This is a genomic window from Pseudomonas chlororaphis subsp. chlororaphis, from assembly GCF_003945765.1.
GTDB lineage: Bacteria > Pseudomonadota > Gammaproteobacteria > Pseudomonadales > Pseudomonadaceae > Aquipseudomonas > Aquipseudomonas chlororaphis.
In genome coordinates this window covers 2,755,472-2,774,715 of record NZ_CP027712.1, presented here as the reverse complement: position 1 = coordinate 2,774,715, position 19,244 = coordinate 2,755,472, and the positions used below count along the sequence as shown (strand labels likewise).

At 64.5% G+C, this 19,244-nt stretch carries 18 protein-coding genes; 4 read left to right on the top strand and 14 right to left on the bottom strand.

The window, feature by feature from the left end; genetic code table 11:
• Positions 1 to 141: 141 nt before the first annotated feature.
• The 8 genes from C4K27_RS12805 to C4K27_RS12770 all read right to left on the bottom strand — a co-directional run bounded on the left by C4K27_RS12805 (position 142) and on the right by C4K27_RS12770 (position 10,706).
• Positions 142 to 1,002: a sugar phosphate isomerase/epimerase family protein gene (locus C4K27_RS12805; protein ID WP_053260733.1), complete on the bottom strand. Its 861-nt coding sequence runs from the start codon at positions 1,000 to 1,002 to the stop codon at positions 142 to 144.
• Between the two features lie 256 nt (positions 1,003 to 1,258).
• Positions 1,259 to 2,269: a bifunctional inositol 2-dehydrogenase/D-chiro-inositol 1-dehydrogenase gene (locus tag C4K27_RS12800; RefSeq protein ID WP_053260732.1), complete on the bottom strand. Its 1,011-nt coding sequence runs from the start codon at positions 2,267 to 2,269 to the stop codon at positions 1,259 to 1,261.
• A gap of 61 nt (positions 2,270 to 2,330) precedes the next feature.
• Entirely contained in the window at positions 2,331 to 4,265 is a 1,935-nt protein-coding gene (gene iolD / locus C4K27_RS12795; protein ID WP_053260731.1) for a 3D-(3,5/4)-trihydroxycyclohexane-1,2-dione acylhydrolase (decyclizing), read from the bottom strand.
• Positions 4,266 to 4,411: 146 nt separating this feature from the next.
• Positions 4,412 to 5,233 carry a TIM barrel protein gene (locus C4K27_RS12790; RefSeq protein WP_053260730.1) on the bottom strand — a complete coding sequence of 274 codons (822 nt, stop codon included), beginning with the start codon at positions 5,231 to 5,233 and terminating at the stop codon, positions 4,412 to 4,414.
• 35 nt (positions 5,234 to 5,268) lie between these two features.
• Positions 5,269 to 6,768 carry a CoA-acylating methylmalonate-semialdehyde dehydrogenase gene (locus C4K27_RS12785; RefSeq protein WP_053260729.1) on the bottom strand — a complete coding sequence of 500 codons (1,500 nt, stop codon included), beginning with the start codon at positions 6,766 to 6,768 and terminating at the stop codon, positions 5,269 to 5,271.
• A gap of 44 nt (positions 6,769 to 6,812) precedes the next feature.
• On the bottom strand, positions 6,813 to 7,637 hold the full coding sequence (gene iolB, locus C4K27_RS12780; protein WP_053260728.1) for a 5-deoxy-glucuronate isomerase: 825 nt from the start codon (positions 7,635 to 7,637) through the stop codon (positions 6,813 to 6,815).
• Positions 7,634 to 8,527 carry a myo-inosose-2 dehydratase gene (iolE, locus tag C4K27_RS12775; protein ID WP_053260727.1) on the bottom strand — a complete coding sequence of 298 codons (894 nt, stop codon included), beginning with the start codon at positions 8,525 to 8,527 and terminating at the stop codon, positions 7,634 to 7,636. The genes iolB and iolE overlap by 4 nt, the downstream gene beginning before the upstream one ends.
• A 223-nt stretch (positions 8,528 to 8,750) precedes the next feature.
• A complete protein-coding gene (locus tag C4K27_RS12770; protein ID WP_053260726.1) occupies positions 8,751 to 10,706 on the bottom strand; it encodes a bifunctional 5-dehydro-2-deoxygluconokinase/5-dehydro-2-deoxyphosphogluconate aldolase in 1,956 nt (651 codons plus the stop codon).
• Between C4K27_RS12770 and C4K27_RS12765 the strand changes: the two genes are divergently transcribed.
• Together C4K27_RS12765 and C4K27_RS12760 are read left to right on the top strand one after the other, a co-directional pair.
• Positions 10,705 to 10,941: a hypothetical protein gene (locus tag C4K27_RS12765; protein ID WP_125738015.1), complete on the top strand. Its 237-nt coding sequence runs from the start codon at positions 10,705 to 10,707 to the stop codon at positions 10,939 to 10,941. The two genes, C4K27_RS12770 and C4K27_RS12765, sit on opposite strands and share 2 nt — an antisense overlap.
• 87 nt (positions 10,942 to 11,028) lie before the next feature.
• Complete coding sequence (locus C4K27_RS12760; protein WP_053260725.1) at positions 11,029 to 11,949, top strand: MurR/RpiR family transcriptional regulator; 921 nt, start codon at positions 11,029 to 11,031, stop codon at positions 11,947 to 11,949.
• 3 nt (positions 11,950 to 11,952) lie between these two features.
• On the opposite strand, the gene C4K27_RS12755 is transcribed toward C4K27_RS12760, so the two are convergent.
• Positions 11,953 to 12,819 carry a patatin-like phospholipase family protein gene (locus tag C4K27_RS12755; RefSeq protein WP_053260724.1) on the bottom strand — a complete coding sequence of 289 codons (867 nt, stop codon included), beginning with the start codon at positions 12,817 to 12,819 and terminating at the stop codon, positions 11,953 to 11,955.
• A gap of 543 nt (positions 12,820 to 13,362) precedes the next feature.
• On the opposite strand from C4K27_RS12755, the gene C4K27_RS12750 reads away from it, so the two are divergent.
• Both C4K27_RS12750 and C4K27_RS12745 read left to right on the top strand, forming a co-directional pair.
• Positions 13,363 to 13,830 carry an NUDIX hydrolase gene (locus tag C4K27_RS12750; RefSeq protein WP_053260723.1) on the top strand — a complete coding sequence of 156 codons (468 nt, stop codon included), beginning with the start codon at positions 13,363 to 13,365 and terminating at the stop codon, positions 13,828 to 13,830.
• Between the two features lie 385 nt (positions 13,831 to 14,215).
• Entirely contained in the window at positions 14,216 to 14,821 is a 606-nt protein-coding gene (locus tag C4K27_RS12745) for a glutathione S-transferase (protein ID WP_053260722.1), read from the top strand.
• Positions 14,822 to 14,951: 130 nt separating this feature from the next.
• On the opposite strand, the gene hcnC is transcribed toward C4K27_RS12745, so the two are convergent.
• The 5 genes from hcnC to C4K27_RS12720 form a co-directional block, all read right to left on the bottom strand.
• The gene (hcnC, locus tag C4K27_RS12740; RefSeq protein WP_007930723.1) at positions 14,952 to 16,208 is read right to left on the bottom strand and encodes a cyanide-forming glycine dehydrogenase subunit HcnC; all 1,257 of its coding nucleotides are present in this window, start codon (positions 16,206 to 16,208) and stop codon (positions 14,952 to 14,954) included.
• The gene (gene hcnB, locus C4K27_RS12735) at positions 16,201 to 17,610 is read right to left on the bottom strand and encodes a cyanide-forming glycine dehydrogenase subunit HcnB (RefSeq protein ID WP_053260721.1); all 1,410 of its coding nucleotides are present in this window, start codon (positions 17,608 to 17,610) and stop codon (positions 16,201 to 16,203) included. The genes hcnC and hcnB overlap by 8 nt, the downstream gene beginning before the upstream one ends.
• Complete coding sequence (gene hcnA / locus C4K27_RS12730; RefSeq protein ID WP_007930720.1) at positions 17,607 to 17,924, bottom strand: cyanide-forming glycine dehydrogenase subunit HcnA; 318 nt, start codon at positions 17,922 to 17,924, stop codon at positions 17,607 to 17,609. The genes hcnB and hcnA overlap by 4 nt, the downstream gene beginning before the upstream one ends.
• Positions 17,925 to 18,129: 205 nt before the next feature.
• A complete protein-coding gene (locus tag C4K27_RS12725; protein ID WP_053260720.1) occupies positions 18,130 to 18,669 on the bottom strand; it encodes a hypothetical protein in 540 nt (179 codons plus the stop codon).
• Positions 18,670 to 18,759: 90 nt separating this feature from the next.
• Positions 18,760 to 19,098, bottom strand: a complete 339-nt coding sequence (locus C4K27_RS12720; RefSeq protein WP_053260719.1) for a YdcA family protein — start codon at positions 19,096 to 19,098, stop codon at positions 18,760 to 18,762.
• Positions 19,099 to 19,244 lie beyond the last annotated feature (146 nt).

Here is a 19,244-nt window from a genome sequence, read left to right as displayed (position 1 = left end):
TGGCGCAGCCTGCGATCGACCACGCAGTGGTCGCAACCACGGCGCATGCGGTCTTTCAGCTCCCTGCGCGTCAGCAGGTTTTGCGAGGACGTTGTCCTCGATCGCAGGCTGCGCCAGCGGCTACAGGTGGCTGCGTTTGTGTCAGCAGCACAGTTCGCTGCTGACCCGCTCCAGCATCATCCGGTTGGATTCGTCCGGGCGGTCTTCCCAGGCGAACACCGAGACCGTGGCGATGCCGTCGAACTGGATTTCACGCAGGGTATCGAAGAACGCCGTCCAGTCCACCTCGCCCTGGCCGATGTCCAGGTGCTGGTGCACGGTGGCGGTGACGCCCGGCGGGTTGACGATATAGCGCAGGCTCGACGACGCCTTGTGGTTATAGGTGTCGGCGATGATCAGGTGGCTGAGCTTGCTGCCCGCGTACTTGAGCATCGAGGCGATGTCGCCCTTGCCGTCGTCGTAAAAGAAGGTGTGCGGCGCCGCGTACAGGTAGTTGATCCAGTCCCGGTCGAAGCCGCGGATGATGTCCACCGACTCGTTGTTGCGCTCGCAGAAATCATAGGGGTGGGCCTGGATATCCAGCTTGATGCCCTCGCGCTCGAACTCCGGAATCAACTCGTCCATGGAGCGCATGAACTGGTTCTCGCACACCAGCGGGTTGTCCGACTGGCCGGTGAACTCGCTGTTGACCAGCTCGCAGTCCATTTCCACGGCGATCTGGATCGCCCGCTTCCAGTTGCGCACCGCCGCCACGCGCAAACCTTCGTCGGCGGCGGCCCAGTGGTACATCGGCAACAGCGAAGAGAGCTGCACGCCGCTGTCGCTGAGGGCCTTGCGAAATTCCTTGATCCGCGCCCGGTCGACCCGTGGCGCCTTGTAGAACGGCAGGAAATCCTCACGCGGCGACAGCTCGATGTACTGATAACCCAATTCGGCGGCCTTGTCGGTCATCTGGCCCAGCGGCAGGTGGCGGTACATGTAGGGGTCCAGTGCGATGCGCATTTTATTGTTCTCCCCGAATCTGAAGTGGTGACCTGTAGCCGCTGCCGCAGGCTGCGATCGCGACCAAAGGGCGCGTAGGACCTCAAGATCGCTGAAGGCCTTCGGCCTTATCGCAGCCTTCGGCAGCGGCTACAAAGTTGCTGTGTCCCCTGTAGGAGCGAAGCTTGCTCGCGATGGAGTCGGATGCGCCGCGTTGTTCCAGACAGACCGCATCATCGTTAACGTCCATCGCGGGCAACCGGCCGCTCCTACAGAATCAGCCATAGAACGCCGGGCGCGGCGGTTGTTCGACCTTGACGATCTGCCCGCTGTTCTGCGCCTCGATGCAGGCATCGGCGGCCACCGCCGCGGCATAGCCGTCCCAGGCCGAAGGGCCACCGACCTGCCCGGCCCGCACTCCGTCGATAAAGGCCTGCAGCTCGATGTCATAGGCAGCGATAAAGCGGTCCTTCCAGTCCATCAGGATCGTGTTGGACAGCTTGGCCTCGCTGCGCAGTTGCACCTGGGACGGCTCAGGCAACCTGGCGATGCCGGTTTCGCCCACCACTTCGCACTGGATGTCGTAACCGTACTGGCAGTTGACGAACACCTCGACGTCGATGCGCGTGCCCTTGGCGGTTTCCAGCAGCACCACCTGCGGGTCGCGCAGGTGCGCCAACGCCTTGCTCGACTTGCGCGGGAACACCACCTGCACCGACACATAGTCGTCGGCCAGCAGCCAGCGCAGCACGTCCAGCTCATGGATCAGGGTGTCGGTGATCGCCATGTCGGTCTTGTAGTTCTCGCCGACCCGCGGGTTGCGGTGGGCGCAGTGCAGCATCAGCGGCTCGCCGATCCGGCCGCTGTCGATCACCGCCTTCAGCGCGCGGTAGCCAGAATCGTAGGGGCGCATGAAGCCCACCTGGACCAGGCGCTTGCCGTGGGCCACCTCGGCCTCGACGATCTTGCGGCAGCCGGCGGCGGTCACCGCCAGCGGCTTCTCGCAGAACACCGGCTTGCCGGCGGCGATGGCGGCCAGGACGAACTCTTCATGGCTCGGCCCCCAGGAGGTGACCAGCACCGCCTCGACTTCCGGCGCCTTGATCAGCGCCTGGCCATCGGGATAGACCTCGGCGGCGATCTTCAGCTCGGCCACCACCTTCGCCGCCTGCGCAAGATTGATATCGGTGACCGCCACCACCTGGCTGCCCAGCAGGGTCTGGCTGCAACGACGGATATGGTCCTGGCCGATGGCCCCGGTACCGATGACGCCCAGTTTCAAAGACATGAATGCACTCCTGTTTTTTGTTCGAGCAATAGGTTGTTCGAGCCTGTTGTTATTCGAGCGATCAGTACTGCCGGGCCTTGGCCAGGCGTTCGTTGAGTTGTTTGGCCACCGCGTCGGTACGGGCGCTGGTGGACACCTGCGCCACCCCGACCCGCCACCAGGACAGGTACTTGTGGATCATGGTCTTGGGCAGGACCTTGATATCGATCAGGGTCGACACCGTCTGGGTCCGCGCATCGGCCAGGGCCGCCTGCAGCTCTGCCACGGTCTTGACCTTGTAGGTCTTGCAGCCATAGGCCGCCGCGCTCATGGCGAAGTCCACCGGCACGAAGCCGCCGTCGAGCTTGCCGGTCTCGGGGTTGCGGAAACGGAACTCGGTGCCGAAGCTGTCCATGCCGTGTTCCATCTGCAGGTTGTTGATGCAGCCGAAGGTCATGTTGTCGAGCAGCACCACGTTGATCTTGCGCCGCTCCTGGATCGAGGTGGCCAGCTCCGAATGCAGCATCAGGTAGGAGCCGTCGCCCACCAGGGCGTAGACCTCGCGCTGGGGCTCGGCGAGCTTGACCCCCAGGGCCGCGTTGACCTCGTAGCCCATGCAGGAATAGCCGTACTCGACGTGGTAGGTGTTGACCCCCTTGCTGCGCCAGCTGCGTTGCAGGTCGCCGGGCAGGCTGCCCGCGGCGGCGACTATCACCGCGTCGTCGGCCAGGGTCTGGTTGAGCACCCCCAGCACCCGGCTCTGAGTCAGGCAGGAACCGGTCAGCTCGATGAATTCGCGCAGCACCGCCGGGTCCATATGGTCGTTTATCTCCGGGACAAAGTCGTCGGCGTGGTATTCGACCTGATAGACCCGGTCCACCTCCGCGTCCAGCTGCGCCCGCGCCTGACCGATCTGTTCGCCCCAGGCGGCCTGGTAGTCGCTGCGCGCCAGGGCTTCGGCCAACCCGTTCAGGCCTTCCCGGGCATCCGCCAGCAGCTGCACGCCGTCGAGCTTCAGCGCATCGCAGGGGCAGATATTGAGGTTGAGAAACTGCACATCGGCGCGGAACAGCGACTTCGAGGCGGTGGTGAAATCGCTGTAGCGGGTGCCGATGCCGATGATCAGGTCCGCCTCTTTCGCCAGCAGGTTGGCCGCCAGGCAACCGGTCTCGCCGATGCCGCCGACATTCAGCGGGTGGCTGGAGACCACCGCGCTCTTGCCGGCCTGGGTCTCGGCGAAGGGAATGCCGAAGCTTTCGGCAAACGCCAGCAGCGCCTCGTTGGCCCCAGAGTATTTGACCCCGCCGCCACAGACGATCAGCGGTTTGCGCTTGCCGGCAAAGGCCGCCACGGCATCCTCGAGCATGGCCGCGGTGGCCGGCCGGCGTTCGATACGGTGCACGCGTTTCTGCAGGAAGTAATCCGGGTAATCGTAGGCCTCGGCCTGCACATCCTGGGGCAAGGCCAGGGTCACCGCGCCGGTTTCCGCCGGGTCGGTGAGCACGCGCATGGCGTGGATCGCCGCGGTCATCAACTGCTCGGGGCGGTTGATGCGGTCCCAGTATTTGCTCACCGCCTTGAAGGCATCGTTGGTGCTGATGCTCAGGTCGTGGAACTGCTCGATCTGTTGCAGCACCGGGTCGGGCTGGCGGCTGGCGTAGACATCGCCGGGCAGCAGCAACAAGGGAATGCGGTTGGCGGTGGCGGTCGCCGCGGCGGTCAGCATGTTCGCCGCCCCCGGGCCCACCGACGAGGTGCAGGCGTAGATCTTGCGCCGCAGGTGCTGCTTGGCGAAACCGATGGCGGCGTGGGCCATGCCCTGCTCGTTGCGGCCCTGATGCACCAGCAGCTCGCCGCTGTCCTGCTCCAGGGCCTGGCCCAGGCCGAGCACGTTGCCGTGGCCGAAGATGGTGAAGATCCCGGCGACGAACTTGCTCTGCACCCCATCGATCTCGACGTACTGGTTGTCGAGGAATTTCACCAGGGCCTGGGCCATGGTCAGTCGTGTCGTAGTCATATCTGCACCTTTGAATAGGGTGAAGGTTGCTGCTCTGTAGCCGCTACCGCAGGCTGCGATCGCGACCGAAGGGCGCGCAAGGCCTCAAAATCGCTGAAGGCCTGCGGCCTTATCGCAGCCTGCGGCAGCGGCTACAGGGAACGGTGTTATGCCAGGGCCTGCTTGAGATGGTCGATGCTGGCGCCGATCGCCCGCTGGATATCCGCCAGCCCATGCACGCTGTCGGCGAAGGGTTCGAACGACAGGTGGCCGCTGTAGCCGCGCTCGAGCAGGGTCTCGATCTGCGCCGCGTTGCCGAGGATGTCGCCCTCGCCCACCAGCACCCGGTGGCCGTCGCGGATGCTCGCCAGGGGCGCCTCGCGGTCCTCGACCCCGGAGATATGCACCAGCCCGGTCAGCTCGGGGAAGAATTCCTGCTCGCCGGCCAGGTGATGGTGAAAGGTGTCGTGCACCAGGCGAAACACATCCAGCCCGCCGCTGGCGCGGATCGCCTCCACCGCGGTGCGCTTGCGCCGCAGAGAACATTCCTCGAAACCCAGGGGCTCGATAAAACCGAGAATCCCATGCTCGCGCAGGATCGGCGCCAACTCCGTCAAGGCGGTGCGCAAACCGGCGCCGCGCTCGGCTTCGCTGCGCGCATCGGCGCGGTCGTTCAGCGGGCACATCACCAGGCCGCGGGCGCCGCAATCGCGGGCATAGGCGGCAAGCTTCAGGGCCTGGGCGCGACGCTCGTCGTTCCAGACATCGAAGGGGTACAGCGCATTGATCGACAGCACCTGGATGCCGTGGGCCGCGCACAACTGGCGCACCTGCTGCGGCGGCGTGCCGTCTTCGATCTCCACGCCCGCAAGGTCATTGCGGATCTCGATGGCATCGGCTTTCAGGGTCACCGCCAGCTCGATGAACGCCGGCAGGCTCAAACGTGGGGCAACCATACGATTCAGGGCGAAACGCAGGGGCTGGTTCATTATTCTTGTTCTCCAGAGCAACGGGTTGCAGGGCTTTACTTGGCGGTCGGCATGCTGAACTCGGGGCCCTTGGCGATGCTGTCCGGCCAGCGCTGCATCACGCTCTTGTAGCGGCTGTAGAAGCGCAGGCCTTCCTCGCCATAGGCATGGTGGTCGCCGAACAGCGAGCGCTTCCAGCCGCCGAAGGAATGCCAGGCCATGGGTACCGGAATCGGCACGTTGATGCCGACCATGCCAACCTTGATGCTGCGGGCGAAGGCCCGGGCCACGCCGCCGTCGCGGGTGAAGCAGGACACGCCGTTGCCGAATTCATGGGCGTTGATCAGCGCCACCGCGCTGGCGAAATCCGGCACCCGGACGATGCCCAGCACCGGGCCGAAGATTTCCTCCTGGTAGATGCTCATCTCGGTCGTCACACCGTCGAACAGGGTCGCGCCGACAAAAAAGCCCTGCTCTGCCCCCGGCACCTTGAAGCCGCGGCCGTCCACCAGCAGTTGCGCGCCCTGGGCCACGCCCTGGTCGATAAAACCTTCGACCTTGGCCTTGTGCTCGGCGGTCACCAGCGGCCCCATGTCGCTGTCGCCCTGCATGCCGTTGCCGATTTTCAGCTGGTCGATGCGCGGCCGCAGTTTCTCGATCAGTCGGTCGCCCACCTCGCCCACCGCCACGGCGATGGAGATCGCCATGCAGCGCTCGCCAGCCGAGCCGTAGGCCGCGCCGATCAGCGCATCGGCGGCCTGGTCGAGGTCAGCATCGGGCATCACGATCATATGGTTCTTCGCCCCGCCCAGGGCCTGCACGCGCTTGCCGCGGGAGGTGGCCTGGCGGTGGATGTACTCGGCGATCGGCGTCGAGCCGACAAAGGAAATCGCTTCGATGTCCGGGTGCTGCAACAGCCCGTCCACCGCCGCCTTGTCGCCCTGGACCACGTTGAACACACCATCGGGCAGCCCGGCTTGCGTCAGCAGGCGCGCCATCAGCAGGCTGGCGGACGGGTCGCGCTCGGACGGCTTGAGGATGAAGCAGTTACCGCTGACCAGGGCCAGCGGGATCATCCACAGCGGCACCATCACCGGGAAGTTGAACGGGGTGACCCCGGCGCACACGCCCAGGGGCTGGCGCAGGTTCCAGTTGTCGATGCCGCCGCCGATGTTGTCGCTGAAGTCAGTTTTCAGCAGGCTCGGCGCGCCACAGGCGAACTCGACGATCTCGATGCCGCGGGTCACTTCGCCATGGGCGTCGGACAGCACCTTGCCGTGCTCGCGGGTGATGATCTCGGCCAGCTCGTGGTGGTGTTGGTCCAGCAGTTCCTTGAACTTGAACATCACCCGCGAACGGCGCAGCGCCGACTGCTCGGACCAGGCCGGGAAGGCCTTCATCGCCGAAGCGACGGCCTCGTCCACGGTCTTCTGGCTGGCCAGGGCGACCTGGGCCTGCACGCGGCCGGTGGCCGGGTTGAACACGTTGGCAAAGCGCTCGCCGCTGTCTTGCACCTGACCGTCGATGTAATGGCCGATTACCGGGGCGTCACTCATTGTTCTTGTTCTCCGTTCGAATGTTGGAATTCAGATGCTGGAAATCACAGATCCAGCAGCCAGCTGTGCCGCGGATCGTTATGGAACTGCCAGACCCGCTTGGGCCCGGCCATGACGTTCAGGTAATAGGACTCGTAGCCATAGGGCACGCTGACCGGGTGGTAACCCCTGGGCACCACCACCAGGTCGCCGTGCTCCACGGCCATGGCCTCGTCAATGCTGCGGTCGTCGGTGTAGACCCGCTGGAACACGAAACCCTGGGGCGGGTTGACCTGGTGGTAATAGGTCTCTTCGAGAAAGCTCTGGTGCGGCAGGTCGTCGGTGTCGTGCTTGTGCGGCGGGTAGCTGGAGGAGTGCCCGGACGGCGTGCGCACCTCCACCACCAGCAGCGAATGGGCCGGCTCGCTGTCCGGCAGGATGTCGCAGACATACCGGGTGTTGGCGCCCTTGCCGCGCACGCTGCGCTTCATGTTCTCGGGAAGGATCAACCGGGGGCCGAGGCCGTTGGTGGCGGAGCTTTTTGCAGTAGCGCCGGGCGCGGCGCAGACGGCGATCTGCACATCGCTCAGGGCGGTGACCTGGGCCTGGCTGCCGGGCGGCAGGTAGACGGCGAAGGGCGACTTGTCCTCGAACACCGATTGCCGGTCGCCGAGGTTGTCCCAGCCGAACGCGCCCTGCCCCGGCGCCTCGCCCTGGACGCCGATACGCCCGCTGAGCAGTACCAGGCACAACTCCCGGTCGCCGGCATTGACCGGCAGGCTTTCGCCGAGGCTCAGGCGGTAGGCGGCGAACCCGACGTACTGCAACCGGCCCTCGGCCAACTGCACCATGGTCCGGCCCTTGGCCGCGCTTTTTACCAGCAGGCTCATTGTCCAGTCCTCTCATCAAGCAGCGCGCGCAAGGTGTCATAACCCTTCTTCGCGTAGACATAACTCGGCGCCACCGCCGGGTCCTGCTCGGCCTCCACCACCAGCCAGCCCTGGTAATCGGCGGCCAGCAGCTCGTCCAGCAGCGCGGCGAAATCGATGTCTCCATCCCCCGGCACGGTGAAGGTGCCGTTGATGATGCAGTCGGGAAAACTCCACAGGTTGTTGCGCGCCAGCTGCACCACCGGCTTGCGCACATCCTTGAAGTGCACGTGGCAGATGCGCCCGATGTGCTTGCGCAGCACTTGCAGCGGTTCGCCGCCGCCCATGTAGCAGTGGCCCGAGTCGAACAGCAGGCCGACTTCGCTGCCGGTCAGGCTCATCAACTGGTCGATGTCCGCCGGCGATTCGACGTAGGCGCCCATATGGTGGTGGTACGCCAGGCGCACGCCCTGGGACAGGGTGAAACGCGCAAGCTCAGTGAGCTTGTCGGCGTATTCCTGCCAGGCCTGCTGGCTGTGAAAACGCGGACGCTCCACCAGGGGAATGCGCTGGCCCTGGATCGAGTCGGCGACCTCGCCGTAGACCAGCACCGTGGCGCCGTTCTGCGCCAGCAACTGCACATGGCTGGCGATGGCGTCGATCTCCTCGGCCACCGAGCGCCGGGCCAGGCGGCTGGAATACCAGCCCGAGACCAGCGCCAGGTCATAAGGCCGCAGCACATCGCCGACGCCCTTGGCATCCTTGGGGAACTTGCCGTTGAGCTCGAAGCCTTCATAACCGATTTCCTTGCCCTCGCTCAGCGCCGTGCTCAACGGCGTTTCGCCGCCGAGGGACGGCAGGTCGTCGTTGCTCCAGGAAATCGGGTTGATGCCAATTCGGATTGCGGGCATGGCTGCACCTTTTATTGTTTTCTAAAGCAGTTCTGAAAAATCCCACCCGTAGCCGCTGTAGCCGCTGCCGAGCCTGCGAGGCTGCGATCGAGCTGGGCGGCATCCCGACGCAGCGCTCGCAAAACCTGACAACGCGTAGTGTCAGGTACAACGCTTGCGGTGGCTGCGCCACCGATCGCAGCCTCGCTACGCTCGGCAGCGGCTACAGGGATTTGTGCCAGGTTTACGTTCGGGTTTGCGTTTGGGGTCGGGCCGTGCGCCAGGCGTCGATCAGTTCGACGAAGGTCGCCTGCACCCGGCGGATCAGGGTTTCGTCGTCGATCTCGCTGGCCAACCAGGCCCGGCTCGGTTCATGGAAAATCGTCCGGCCCACGGCGAAGCCGCGGCAGGTGCGGCTGTTGCCGGCCTGACGGAAACCCTCGGCCAGGGTCGCCGCCGGGGCGTTGAGGCCCAGCAGCACCACGCCACGGCAATAGGGGTCGCGCTCCTCGATCAGCTCGTCGAGCCGCTGCCACTGCTCGGCGCTCTGCGCCTCGATCTTCCACCAGGCCGGGAAAATGCCCAGGTTGTACAGGCGCTTGAGAGCGCGGTAGAGCACGTCCGGGTGAGTCGAGGGGTGGTCCTTGGGCGGAATGATTTCCAGCAGCAGCTCATGGCCGCTGACCTGGGATGCCTGGTACAGGCCCTTGATCTGCGCTTCCTGCTCCAGGCGCAGCAACGGCTCGTCGTCCGGGTGGTATTGCACCAGGCACTTGATGATCTGCTCCTGGGGCCAGGCGATCAGGTTGCTGCCGATCGAGCGCCCGTGTTCGAAAGCCAGCGGCCGCGAGCCCTGGACTTCCACCGGCCGCGCCACCCACCAGCCACGGCCGGTGGCGGCGTTCAACGAGTCCTGGCCGAAACGCTGGTCCGCCAGCAGGCCGACATCGGCTTCGATGCCCTGCGCGCGCAAGTCGGCCTCGACCCGCTCCACAGCCTGGATAAACAGCTGCTTGAGCTGGCCGATGGCCCTGAGCTCGCGCCCGCCCTTCTGCGCCAGTTCCACCAGTTGCCCGCGATGGTCGAAAGCAAAAATGAACAGCTGCTTCCAGGCCTTGCGCGGCACGCTGACCTGATGCAGGCGCTGCAAGGTCGCGTCCTGGTCCGGCCGGGTGATGGGCACCGGGCTGTTGAACAGGTAATCCAGCTCGGCGCGGGTCGGCATCGCCGGCGCGCAGGCGTGGCGCGACACCACCAGCCCGCCGCAGGCATTGGCCAGCTGGCAGCAGCGCTCGTCGCTGGCATCCTCCAGCCAGCCACTGAGGAAGCCGGACATAAAGGCATCGCCCGCCCCCAGCACATTGAGCACTTCGACCCGCACCCCGGGGTAGATCGCGCCGTCTTCCAGGCGCGCCGGGATCGCCCCGTGGATCACCGTGCAGCCCTGGGGGCCGAGCTTGACCACCAGGGTCGCGGCGGTCAGCGAACGCACGGTGCGCAAGGCGCTGAGTAGATCGTCGCTGCCGCCGGCGATGAGGAATTCTTCTTCGGTGCCGACGATCAGGTCGAAGCGCGGCAAGATCTTCTGCACATGGGCGCTGACGTTCTGGTCGGCGACAAACCGGGTCTCGCCGTCGGCCTTGCCCGCCAGGCCCCAGAGCACCGGACGGTAGTCGATGTCGAGCACGCGCTTGACGTCGTGCCGCTCGGCGTACTCCAGGGCCTGCAGGCTGGCCTGGTACACGCCGTCGGTGGAGAAATGGGTGCCAGTGATCAGCAAGGCCTTGCTGGAGGCGATAAAGGCTTCATTGATGTCCTCGGCGCGCAGGGCCATGTCGGCGCAGTTCTCGCGGTAGAACACCAGGGGGAAGGTCTCGCGGTCCTTGAGCCCGAGCAGGACCAGGGCGGTCAGGCGCTGCGGGTCGATCTTGATCGCGCTGACGTCGCAGCCTTCGCGGGCCAGGGATTCCACCAGGAAGCGCCCCATGTGATCGTCGCCGACCCGGCTCAGCATCGCCGAGCGCAAGCCCAGGCGCGCGGTGCCGAAGGCGATGTTGGCGGACGAGCCGCCGAGGTATTTGGCGAAGCTTGTGACATCTTCCAGCCGGGCCCCGACCTGCTGTGCGTAAAGGTCGACGCCCAGGCGTCCGAGGCAGATCAGATCCAATTGACGCCCACTGGCAAAACGAGTCTGGCCCATGCTGGCTCCTGTTATTTTTATCAGCCTGCGCGTGGCACCGAGGAAGGCGCCGAACGCTCTTGGTGGATGCAGACTAAATCGTTCACCGGCACCAATCAATATTTTTTCTATAAATTTTTTACGTGGAATATTTTTTCCAATAAACTTTTTCAAGGCCGCTCCAGGCAGCCTGCATCGTTTCAGCAAGCGCCCCGTGGCCGCGCGGCTCAAGATTTTCCCCGCACCGACCCTGTAGACTGCGCACAGCCCACCTATTGTCAGGGAGTGGATCAACCAGCCCGCTCCCATTAAGTACAAGCCAGTAAGCACAGAAGGATTGCCTATGTCCCGCACCGATCAGCCGGCCACGACCGAGAGCCCGCAAGACAGCGACCTCGCCAGCCCCCCGATCAATGCCGAGCGCCTGCTGCAGCTGATCACCCAGGAATACGAAAGCCTGCCGCGCCAGCTCAAGCGCATCGCCAGCTACATGAGCCAGCAGAGCGACCGGATCATGGTCGACCGCATCAGCGACATCGCCGGCGAATGCGAGGTGCACCCCTCGGCCATCGTGCGCTTCTCCCAGCGCTTCGGCTTCAGCGGCTTCAGCGAAATGCAGGCGCTGTTTCGCGAGGCCTACACCCACAAGACCACCCCGGTACAGAACTACCAGCAGCGCATCCGCAGCATGATCGCCAACAAGTCGCAGAAGGCCAGCGGCGGCGACCTGGCGCGCGAGTGCATCAACGCCACCCTGTCGGGCATCGAGCGCCTGGGCCTGGAGCTGGACGACGCGGCCTTCGACAAGGCCGTGGACCTGGTGGTCAACGCCGACAACATCTACGTGGTCGGGGTGCGCCGCTCCTTCGCCGTGGCCGACTACCTGGTGTACAACCTGCAGCACACCAACAAGCGCATCCACCTGGTGTCGGGCCTGGGCGGCAGCTACCGCGAGCAGATGCGCAGCATCCGCCCCAACGACCTGGTGATCGCCATCAGCTTCACCCCCTATGCCAAGGAAACCCAGCACTGCCTGCGGATCGCCCAGCACCACCAGGCCAAGACGCTGATCATCACCGACAGCAACCTGTCGCCCCTGGCCAAGCGTGCCAACAGCGTGCTGCTGGTCAACGAAGGCAGCTCCTTCGCCTTCCGTTCTTTGAGCGCGACCTTGTGCCTGTGCCAGGCGCTGTTCATCGCCGTGGCCTACCGCCTGGAACTGAAGGTCGACGAGATTCACGAGCAGGCGGGGTTCGAGGACTGAGCCTCACCCCGCCGCGTGCGTATGCGCCTGCAACGCCCCCGGCACGCCGGTACGCAGCAGGCCGCCCTCTTCGACCCAGGCCAGGGTCTGCTGGTGGGCCCGTTGCAGCAGTTGCTCGGTCTGGCTGAAGTCGAACACCGAAATGCCCAGCGGACACAAGGGCGCGACCACATGGATCGCCGCCTGTGGCGAATGGAGCTCAATGTCCCGCACCAGCTGGCGCATGCTCATCAGGTTCAGGGTATGCAAGGCCAGGGCGATCAACCCGCTTGGCGGTCGTGGGCAGGCGCAACCGAATCCCGTCGGCACCACGATGACCCGGGTCGCGCCCAGCGACACCGCCGCGGCGATCGGGGTGTTACTGGCAACACCACCGTCGACCAGCAGCTTGTCGCCGATCTGCACCCACGGAAACACCAGCGGAATCGCGGCACTGGCCAGCAGGGCCTGCTCGACGCTGCCGCTGGACAACAGCTCTTCGGCCCCGGTGAGCAGGTTGGTGGTGACGATATGCAGGGGCAGTTCGGTGTCTTCGATGCGGCTCACCGGCAGCGCCCGGCGCACCAGGCTCGCCAGCGCCGACGAGGGCAACAGGCAGCCACGACGCCTGAGCAAGGAAGACAGCGCATCAATCAAGGAAAACGGAAACACGTCGGCCTTGCGCAAGCCACGCCAGAAATCGGCCAGTTCGGCGACACCGCGGGCATTGGGCCTGGCGGCAAAGTAGGCGCCATTGAGGGCACCGACCGACGCGCCGACCACCAGGTCGAACACCACATGCTTTTCCAGCAGCGCCCGCAGCATCCCCACCTGGACAGCCCCAAGGCTGCCGCCACCGGCAAGGACAAGGGCAGTTCGGGTCGGATGCATAGCGCTTCTCCTGCCGATGTTCAGCCATTGCTCCCTAAACAATAGCGCTGCCGCACTCCGCTACCAGGGTCTGTACGAAAAGTCGGCGAGCGAAGGTCAGGCAAGGCGCAACGACCAACGGGAGTAACAGCCGAAGGCTGGCCCGGAGGGTGAGCGTAGCGAATCAAAACAGGCGAGGAACGGCTGGGGTCGCATTCGACTTTAGGGGCCTAAATGAGCATTCCGATCGGACTCGCGCACGAGCCTGTTTCTGCGTAACGCCGCAGGCGTCTAGCGCGCAGCATGGCCTGCGTAGCGCCGAAGGCGCCCAGCGCGCAGCCACTTTTCGTACAGAGCCTAGGCCGTCTGGCGGCTCCCGCGCCATGACCTGCTTTTCATCCGAAAGACCGGCACCGGGTACGTCGCTCACCTACGCTGGGTAACGGATGCTCCACAGCACACTCGTGCTTGCGCCGTTCAATCAAGTGCTGGTCATGGGCATCAGGACAAGTCCCTCGCAGTGCCAGGGAAGTTTGAGGTTCAAACTCACGCAAGGAGCGCATCATGACCGACAAAGCATACGCAATTCTTCTGTATTCCGAAGACGAGGATAATGGCTACCTCTACTTCCCCATTAAACGCGCCAATCTCGTGTATGGCGGCATGCCGCAGTTTTTCGGCGGCACCAAGAATGCGGGAGAAACGGATCACGACACTATCGCCCGAGAGATGAAAGAGGAAAGCGACGGTAAAATCACCTTGGGCGCCGGTGGCTTGACGTCGATATACAAGTCCAGGGTCGGCAACAATAACTACAGCTTTTATGTAGCCGAGAACTACCAGGGAAAGAACTTCCTGGGCAGCCTGACCAATAGCGAGATGAGCAGTATCCAGCAGTTCTTCGTTCAAATCGGGCAGGAAGACGATGTCGAGGACCTGCTGAAATCACTCAAGATCGTTCCGACCGCGGAGTTTATCGAGTCGGAAACCTATGAGGCGTTCAACAAGGCAATCGCCTGGAGTGAGAAATAAACAAGCGCAGTGAGATGCACGGCGTTTTATCGAGCCTGTCAAACCGAAACAGTCGAACTGGCTCAATACTGTTTCGGACACTTAAACCCGCAGCGCAATATCAGGCTGCGGGTTTTCAACCATTATCAACGGTATATAGATAGAAGTACTTGGCGGGCCTTGTACAACATCCGACGCTTATAACCAGCCTCATGTTTTCAGATCGCTCGCGAACGTTGCGCCGACAGCCATCCGAAAACTTTCACCCTCGTCTTATTGCACCTGGAATAGCCGTCATCGATGATTGACAGCAATCACCAGCCCCCGATAGCCAACCCCGGACATTTGCCGCTAAATTAGCCGCGGCCCTCCCCCTGTCTCGTTGTTCCGCACAAGGAAATGCTCAATGAAACTCATCGGTATGCTCGATTCACCCTATGTTCGCCGTGTCGCCATTACCCTCAAGCGCCTGGAGATCCCGTTCGAGCATGAGGCGTTGTCGGTGTTTCGCACTTTCGAGCAGTTCCAGCGCATCAACCCGGTGGTCAAGGCGCCGACCCTGATCTGCGACGACGGCACGGTGCTGATGGATTCGTGCCTGATCATCGACTACCTGGAAGCCCTGGCCGGCCGCAGCCTGTTGCCGGCGGCGCCCCAGGCGCGGGCCCACGACCTGCGGCTGATCGGCCTGGCGCTGGCGGCGTGCGAGAAGTCGGTGCAGATCTACTACGAGTACCAGCTGCGCCCCGCCGAGAAGCGGCACGAACCGTGGCTGGAGCGGGTTCGCGGGCAGCTGGCGGCGGCTTATGGCGAGCTGGAAAACGAACTGGAGAAACGCCCGCTGGCCACCGATGGCGATATCGATCAGGCCGGTATCAGCCTGGCCGTGGCCTGGAGCTTTACCCAGCTGCTGGTGGCCGAGCACCTGGATGCCGCGCGGTTTCCAAGGGTCAAGGCGTTTGCGGAGTATGCCGAAGGGTTGGCGTTGTTTGTCAGCACGCCGATGCTTTGAAGCCACGCGCGGTGTTTTAGCGACACCGCGTTATCGTTCACGTTAATCGCGGGCAAGTCGGATCGCCGACTTGCCCGCGAAGGAACTCAAGAGCAACGCGGTGCTCAAGCAACACCGCGTCAACCCCGCCTCAGGCCAGCGCCACCTGCAACGGCGCCACCGCCTGCAAGCCGAAACGCTCGGCAAGGAACGGCGTGATATCCAGCGGCAACGCCTCCTCATTCACCAACCGATCCAGCAGCACCCCGGTGATCGCCGAGGTCAGGATGCCGGTGCGGAAGTGCCCGCAGGCATTGAGGTAACCCTCTACCCCGCACATCGGCCCGAGGATCGGTAGTTCATCCGGCGAGCCCGGGCGCAGGCCGGCCCAGCAGCGCTTGAGGTTGACCTGTTCGAGCTGCGGCACGCAGCGCACCGCGCCCTGCACCAGGCCCTGGATTTCCCGGTAGGTGGTGCTGATGTCGAAGCCCTTGTCCTCGGTGGTGCTGCCGATCAGGATCTCGCCGTTGTCCTTCTGCGCCATGTAGCAGTCGCTGGTGGTCAGGCAACCGTTGAGCAGTTGCGGCATGCGCTCGGTGAGCAGGATCTGGCCCTTGACCGGTTTTACCGGAATGCTCGCGCCGGTGGCTTGCAGGCTCAGCTCGGCGGCCCAGGCGCCGGCGGCGTTGATCAGGGTGTCGCAATGGAACAGCCCCGCCTCCGCCGTCTGCACGCCGCTGATCCGGCTGCCCTGGTGCAGCACCCCGGTGACGTTGGTGTTGAAGTACATGTCCACGCCGTTCTGCCGCGCACCTTCGGTGTAGGCGTCGGCCAGGCGGAACGGGTTGACCTGGTGGTCGCAGAGGAATTCCAGGGCGCCCTGGGCGTGATGGCTGACGTTCGGCTCCGCCTGGCGCAGCGCCGCCTGGTCGAGCCAGCGCACCTGATGGGACAGGTGCGGGATGCAGGCCACGATGTGCTCGGCGTAGAGCCGGTCCTCGTCGTCGTAGATCACGAACTTCAGCCCGGTGCGCTCGAACTTGAAGTCCATGCCGTGGCGCTCGCGCAGCTCTTCATGCAGTTGCGGGTACAAGCCGTTGGATTGCAGGGCGAAGTCGAAGAACGACTGCGGCAGGATATGCGGCGTGCTGGAGTCCACCAGCACCGCCGAACCCTGGGCCTGGCGCTTGTTGCGCGCCGACATCATGCGAAAGAAGATCACCCCGCAGCCCAGCCCCACCGACTCGCCGATGGCCCACAGGCCGCCGGCCGAGGCACGTGTGGCATTGCCCGGACGCTTGGCGTCGATCAACGCCACCCGCAGGTTCTTGCGCTTGGACAACTGGTACGCGCAGGAAGCGCCGATCACACCGCCGCCGGCGATGACCACGTCGTAGAACTTACTCATGATTCACAGCATCCTTGCTCGGTTGAGGGAAGGCAGAAAAAGGAATCGGGTCCAGGGGGAAACGCGGGCGCAGCCAGCCCACGTCCTGGCGCCCGGTGGCCTGGCGCAGGCGGTCGCTGCAATAGCCCACGCACATGCGGCCCTGGCAGTCGCCCATGCTCACCCGGGTGCGCATCTTCAGGCTGGCCATGTCCTGCACGCCCTGCTCCAGGGCGCGGTCGATATCGCCACGGGTGGCGTGTTCGCAACGGCAGATCAGGGTGTCGGCGGCCGGCAGTTCGATCTGCCCGGTGCCGCGTTCGGTGTAGCGGTCCACCGCGGCGCGGAAACGCGTGATGGAGGCCAGTTTGTTCTGGTACTTCTGGCGCCGCGCCAGGGCCTCCTCGTTGCTCAGCACATCGCGCTGCATCAGGATCGACAGCGCGGCGATGCGCCCGGTGAGCATCGCTGCCTCGCCGCCGCGAATCCCGCCCATGTCGCCGGCCAGGTGAATGTGCGGCTCGCTGCTTTGCTGCCAGACGTTGGCCGTGGCGCGCAGGTAGCCGTCATGGCTGAAGCCGTGGTTGAGGCCCATCTGCTGGCTGAGCTGGGTGCGCGGGATAAAGCCGTAGCCCACCGCCAGGGTCTGCGCGGCGACCTGTTGCAGGCGGCTCAGGTCCGGCTCCCAGCGCGCCGAGTACGGCGCCACGCTGACGCTTTCCAGGCCGCCCGCGCCCTGGGCCTCGACCACGCCCCAGCCGTAATGCACAGGAATGCGGTGCAACTTGAGGTAGGCGAGCATGCTCAGGCCGTCGAGGAACAGCTGCGGCTTGTTCAGCAGCGCCAGGCTTTCCTTGGCGATCCGGCCAAAGGTGCAGGCCTCGTAGACCGCCGCTACATTCGCGCCACTGGCGTGCAGTTGGCAGGCCACCAGCGGCAGCAACGGCCCGCTGCCGGCGATCACCACCGGCCCGCGCGGCTTGACCACGCCGCTCTTGATCTGCAACTGCAAGCCGCCCAGCAGCATCACCCCGGGCAAGGTCCAACCGGGAAACGGCACGCTGCGTTCATGGCAACCGGCGGCCAGCAGCAACTGCGGATAGGCCACTTCCTGCAACTGCTCGTCGGCATCCAGCAGGACCAGGCTGCCCTTGCCTTCGGCCCCCACCACCCGGTGGTTGAGGCGCACATCGATCATCTGTTCACAGTCGGAAAAGGCGCCGTGCAGTTTCGCCAGGGCCTCGCAATAACGCGGCCCCAGATAGTCCAACTGCACGCCGTCGCGCAGCGGTCCGCGATAGACCACGCCGCCCAGGCGCGAGGCCTCGTCGATCAGGGTACTGCGCACCCCGTGCTCGGCCAATTCGATGGCCGCGGCCATGCCCGCGGGGCCGCCGCCGACGATCAGTGGGTTGAGGCTCATAGCACCTCCTGCGCGGCAATGATGCGGTTGACTTCGGTCTGTACCTGCATGCCTGGCCGCACCTGGGTCTGGCAGGCCCGGCGCTTGTGCCGGCCGTCGATCTGCACCAGGCAGCAATGGCACACGCCCATACCGCAATAGGCGCCGGCCAGCTGACCGTGGTCGTTGCGCGCCACCTGACGCAGTCCGAGGGACTGGATGACGCTGAGTACGGTTTCACCAATCGCCGCCGTCACCGGCTGGCCATTGAGGCTGATGGTCATATCCGCCTGTTGCAGCGGCTGGATATCGAAGGTTCGTTCGGTATGGCGCATCAGGAAATTCGTCCTTGAGTGAAGAGGAATGCCAGCGTCCTGCTGTGCATCGGCGTGAACCTGGTCATCGACCCTGATCACGGTTGCGCGACGCCAGCTCCTCGGGGCTGAACACCGGGCCAATCTAGTAGGTTTGTCGAACAACAACATTGATCTGGGCCAAGCAAAGCGCAAGGCTCTGGAATGCGCCTTGCGCCGCCCTGCCCTAACTGGAAAACACGTAGCGGCCCTTGACCTTGCGCGGCCCGATAAAAGCGAAATCCGGAAAGATCAGATTGCGCACGTACATCGCGAAAAACACCACCCCCAAGGTAATGGCCGCGCCGATCAGGGTCCCCAACGGGTCCTCGGTATAACCTTCGAACAACCGCGGGAATTGTGACAGGGTCAGAAGGGCATAGAAGGTGTAGGCGTTCGCCGAAGGTTTATGGAAGCCCCAGGCAAACAGCAGCGGCACCACCCCACCCAAGAGCGCGAATACCCAGGCAGCCTTGGGGCCGATGGCCGAGCCGAGGAAGAACCCGGCCACCGCGCCGACCACCGCCTGCAGCAACATCACCGCCAGCAGGAGCTGGATTTTGCGCCGGTGCCGGGCATAGAGCGCGGGGTCGGAATAGGCCGCGATCCAGAACGCCAGCAGCCGCTCCTTGATCCCGCTGCCGGCGAACGCGGCAAAGGTTTCGCCCTTGGAGCGCCCGGCCTCGAGGCTGGCGATGACTTGGCGCTTGGCTTGCTGTTTGTCCATCCGTCCTGTCCCCGAAAGTGGCCCCCGGCGGCGCCGTGCCGGCAACGCTAGTAGAGGCGCCCGGGGCTGTCCAATCGGTGTCTGCGCGGGTTATTTGCGCTTGTAGCTTTTGCTGCCGCTCGGGGTCAGGCAATAGACCCCGCCCCGCGGGCCGGTGCAGAAACTGCCACTGCCACAGGAGCAGCCGTCGCTGCTGCGCAACAGGCTTTGCGGACGCGCCGCCTGGCCCGGGTCGCCGTAGCGCGCGGCGCAGTTTTGCTTGGAGCTGCTGATGGAGCCGTCGTTGCACAAAAACAGCTCGCCGTCGCAACCGGCGATCCCGCCCTTCTTGCCGGAGCAGGGTTGATTGGCGGCGAACGCCGGGGCCGCCGCCAGCAGTAACAGGCAGACGCCCAGGGCTTTCCAGTCGAGGTCATGAGGTCGGTGCATTGCGTAGCGTCCCTGCCAGCCAGTAATAGCTGGATGATATCAACGAATGCCCGACCCGGCCCGCCTGCTACCCTGCGTTGGCCAGGGCACTGGCGCGAAGATGAAAGATTTTTTAGAAAGCCCGCGGCCATTTCTTGGCAAAATGC

Excerpts from the sequence above, each read along its gene's own strand:
- C4K27_RS12765 (WP_125738015.1), top strand. The coding sequence starts at position 10,705 with ATGCTGGCTCCTGTTATTTTTATCAGCCTGCGCGTGGCACCGAGGAAG.
- C4K27_RS12805 (WP_053260733.1), bottom strand. The coding sequence starts at position 1,002 with ATGCGCATCGCACTGGACCCCTACATGTACCGCCACCTGCCGCTGGGC.
- iolB (WP_053260728.1), bottom strand. The coding sequence starts at position 7,637 with ATGAGCCTGCTGGTAAAAAGCGCGGCCAAGGGCCGGACCATGGTGCAG.
- C4K27_RS12785 (WP_053260729.1), bottom strand. The coding sequence starts at position 6,768 with ATGAGTGACGCCCCGGTAATCGGCCATTACATCGACGGTCAGGTGCAA.
- C4K27_RS12790 (WP_053260730.1), bottom strand. The coding sequence starts at position 5,233 with ATGAACCAGCCCCTGCGTTTCGCCCTGAATCGTATGGTTGCCCCACGT.
- C4K27_RS12755 (WP_053260724.1), bottom strand. The coding sequence starts at position 12,819 with ATGCATCCGACCCGAACTGCCCTTGTCCTTGCCGGTGGCGGCAGCCTT.
- hcnA (WP_007930720.1), bottom strand. The coding sequence starts at position 17,924 with ATGCGCCATACCGAACGAACCTTCGATATCCAGCCGCTGCAACAGGCG.
- C4K27_RS12760 (WP_053260725.1), top strand. The coding sequence starts at position 11,029 with ATGTCCCGCACCGATCAGCCGGCCACGACCGAGAGCCCGCAAGACAGC.
- C4K27_RS12750 (WP_053260723.1), top strand. The coding sequence starts at position 13,363 with ATGACCGACAAAGCATACGCAATTCTTCTGTATTCCGAAGACGAGGAT.
- iolD (WP_053260731.1), bottom strand. The coding sequence starts at position 4,265 with ATGACTACGACACGACTGACCATGGCCCAGGCCCTGGTGAAATTCCTC.
- iolE (WP_053260727.1), bottom strand. The coding sequence starts at position 8,527 with ATGCCCGCAATCCGAATTGGCATCAACCCGATTTCCTGGAGCAACGAC.
- C4K27_RS12720 (WP_053260719.1), bottom strand. The coding sequence starts at position 19,098 with ATGCACCGACCTCATGACCTCGACTGGAAAGCCCTGGGCGTCTGCCTG.
- hcnC (WP_007930723.1), bottom strand. The coding sequence starts at position 16,208 with ATGAGTAAGTTCTACGACGTGGTCATCGCCGGCGGCGGTGTGATCGGC.
- C4K27_RS12800 (WP_053260732.1), bottom strand. The coding sequence starts at position 2,269 with ATGTCTTTGAAACTGGGCGTCATCGGTACCGGGGCCATCGGCCAGGAC.
- C4K27_RS12725 (WP_053260720.1), bottom strand. The coding sequence starts at position 18,669 with ATGGACAAACAGCAAGCCAAGCGCCAAGTCATCGCCAGCCTCGAGGCC.
- C4K27_RS12745 (WP_053260722.1), top strand. The coding sequence starts at position 14,216 with ATGAAACTCATCGGTATGCTCGATTCACCCTATGTTCGCCGTGTCGCC.
- C4K27_RS12770 (WP_053260726.1), bottom strand. The coding sequence starts at position 10,706 with ATGGGCCAGACTCGTTTTGCCAGTGGGCGTCAATTGGATCTGATCTGC.
- hcnB (WP_053260721.1), bottom strand. The coding sequence starts at position 17,610 with ATGAGCCTCAACCCACTGATCGTCGGCGGCGGCCCCGCGGGCATGGCC.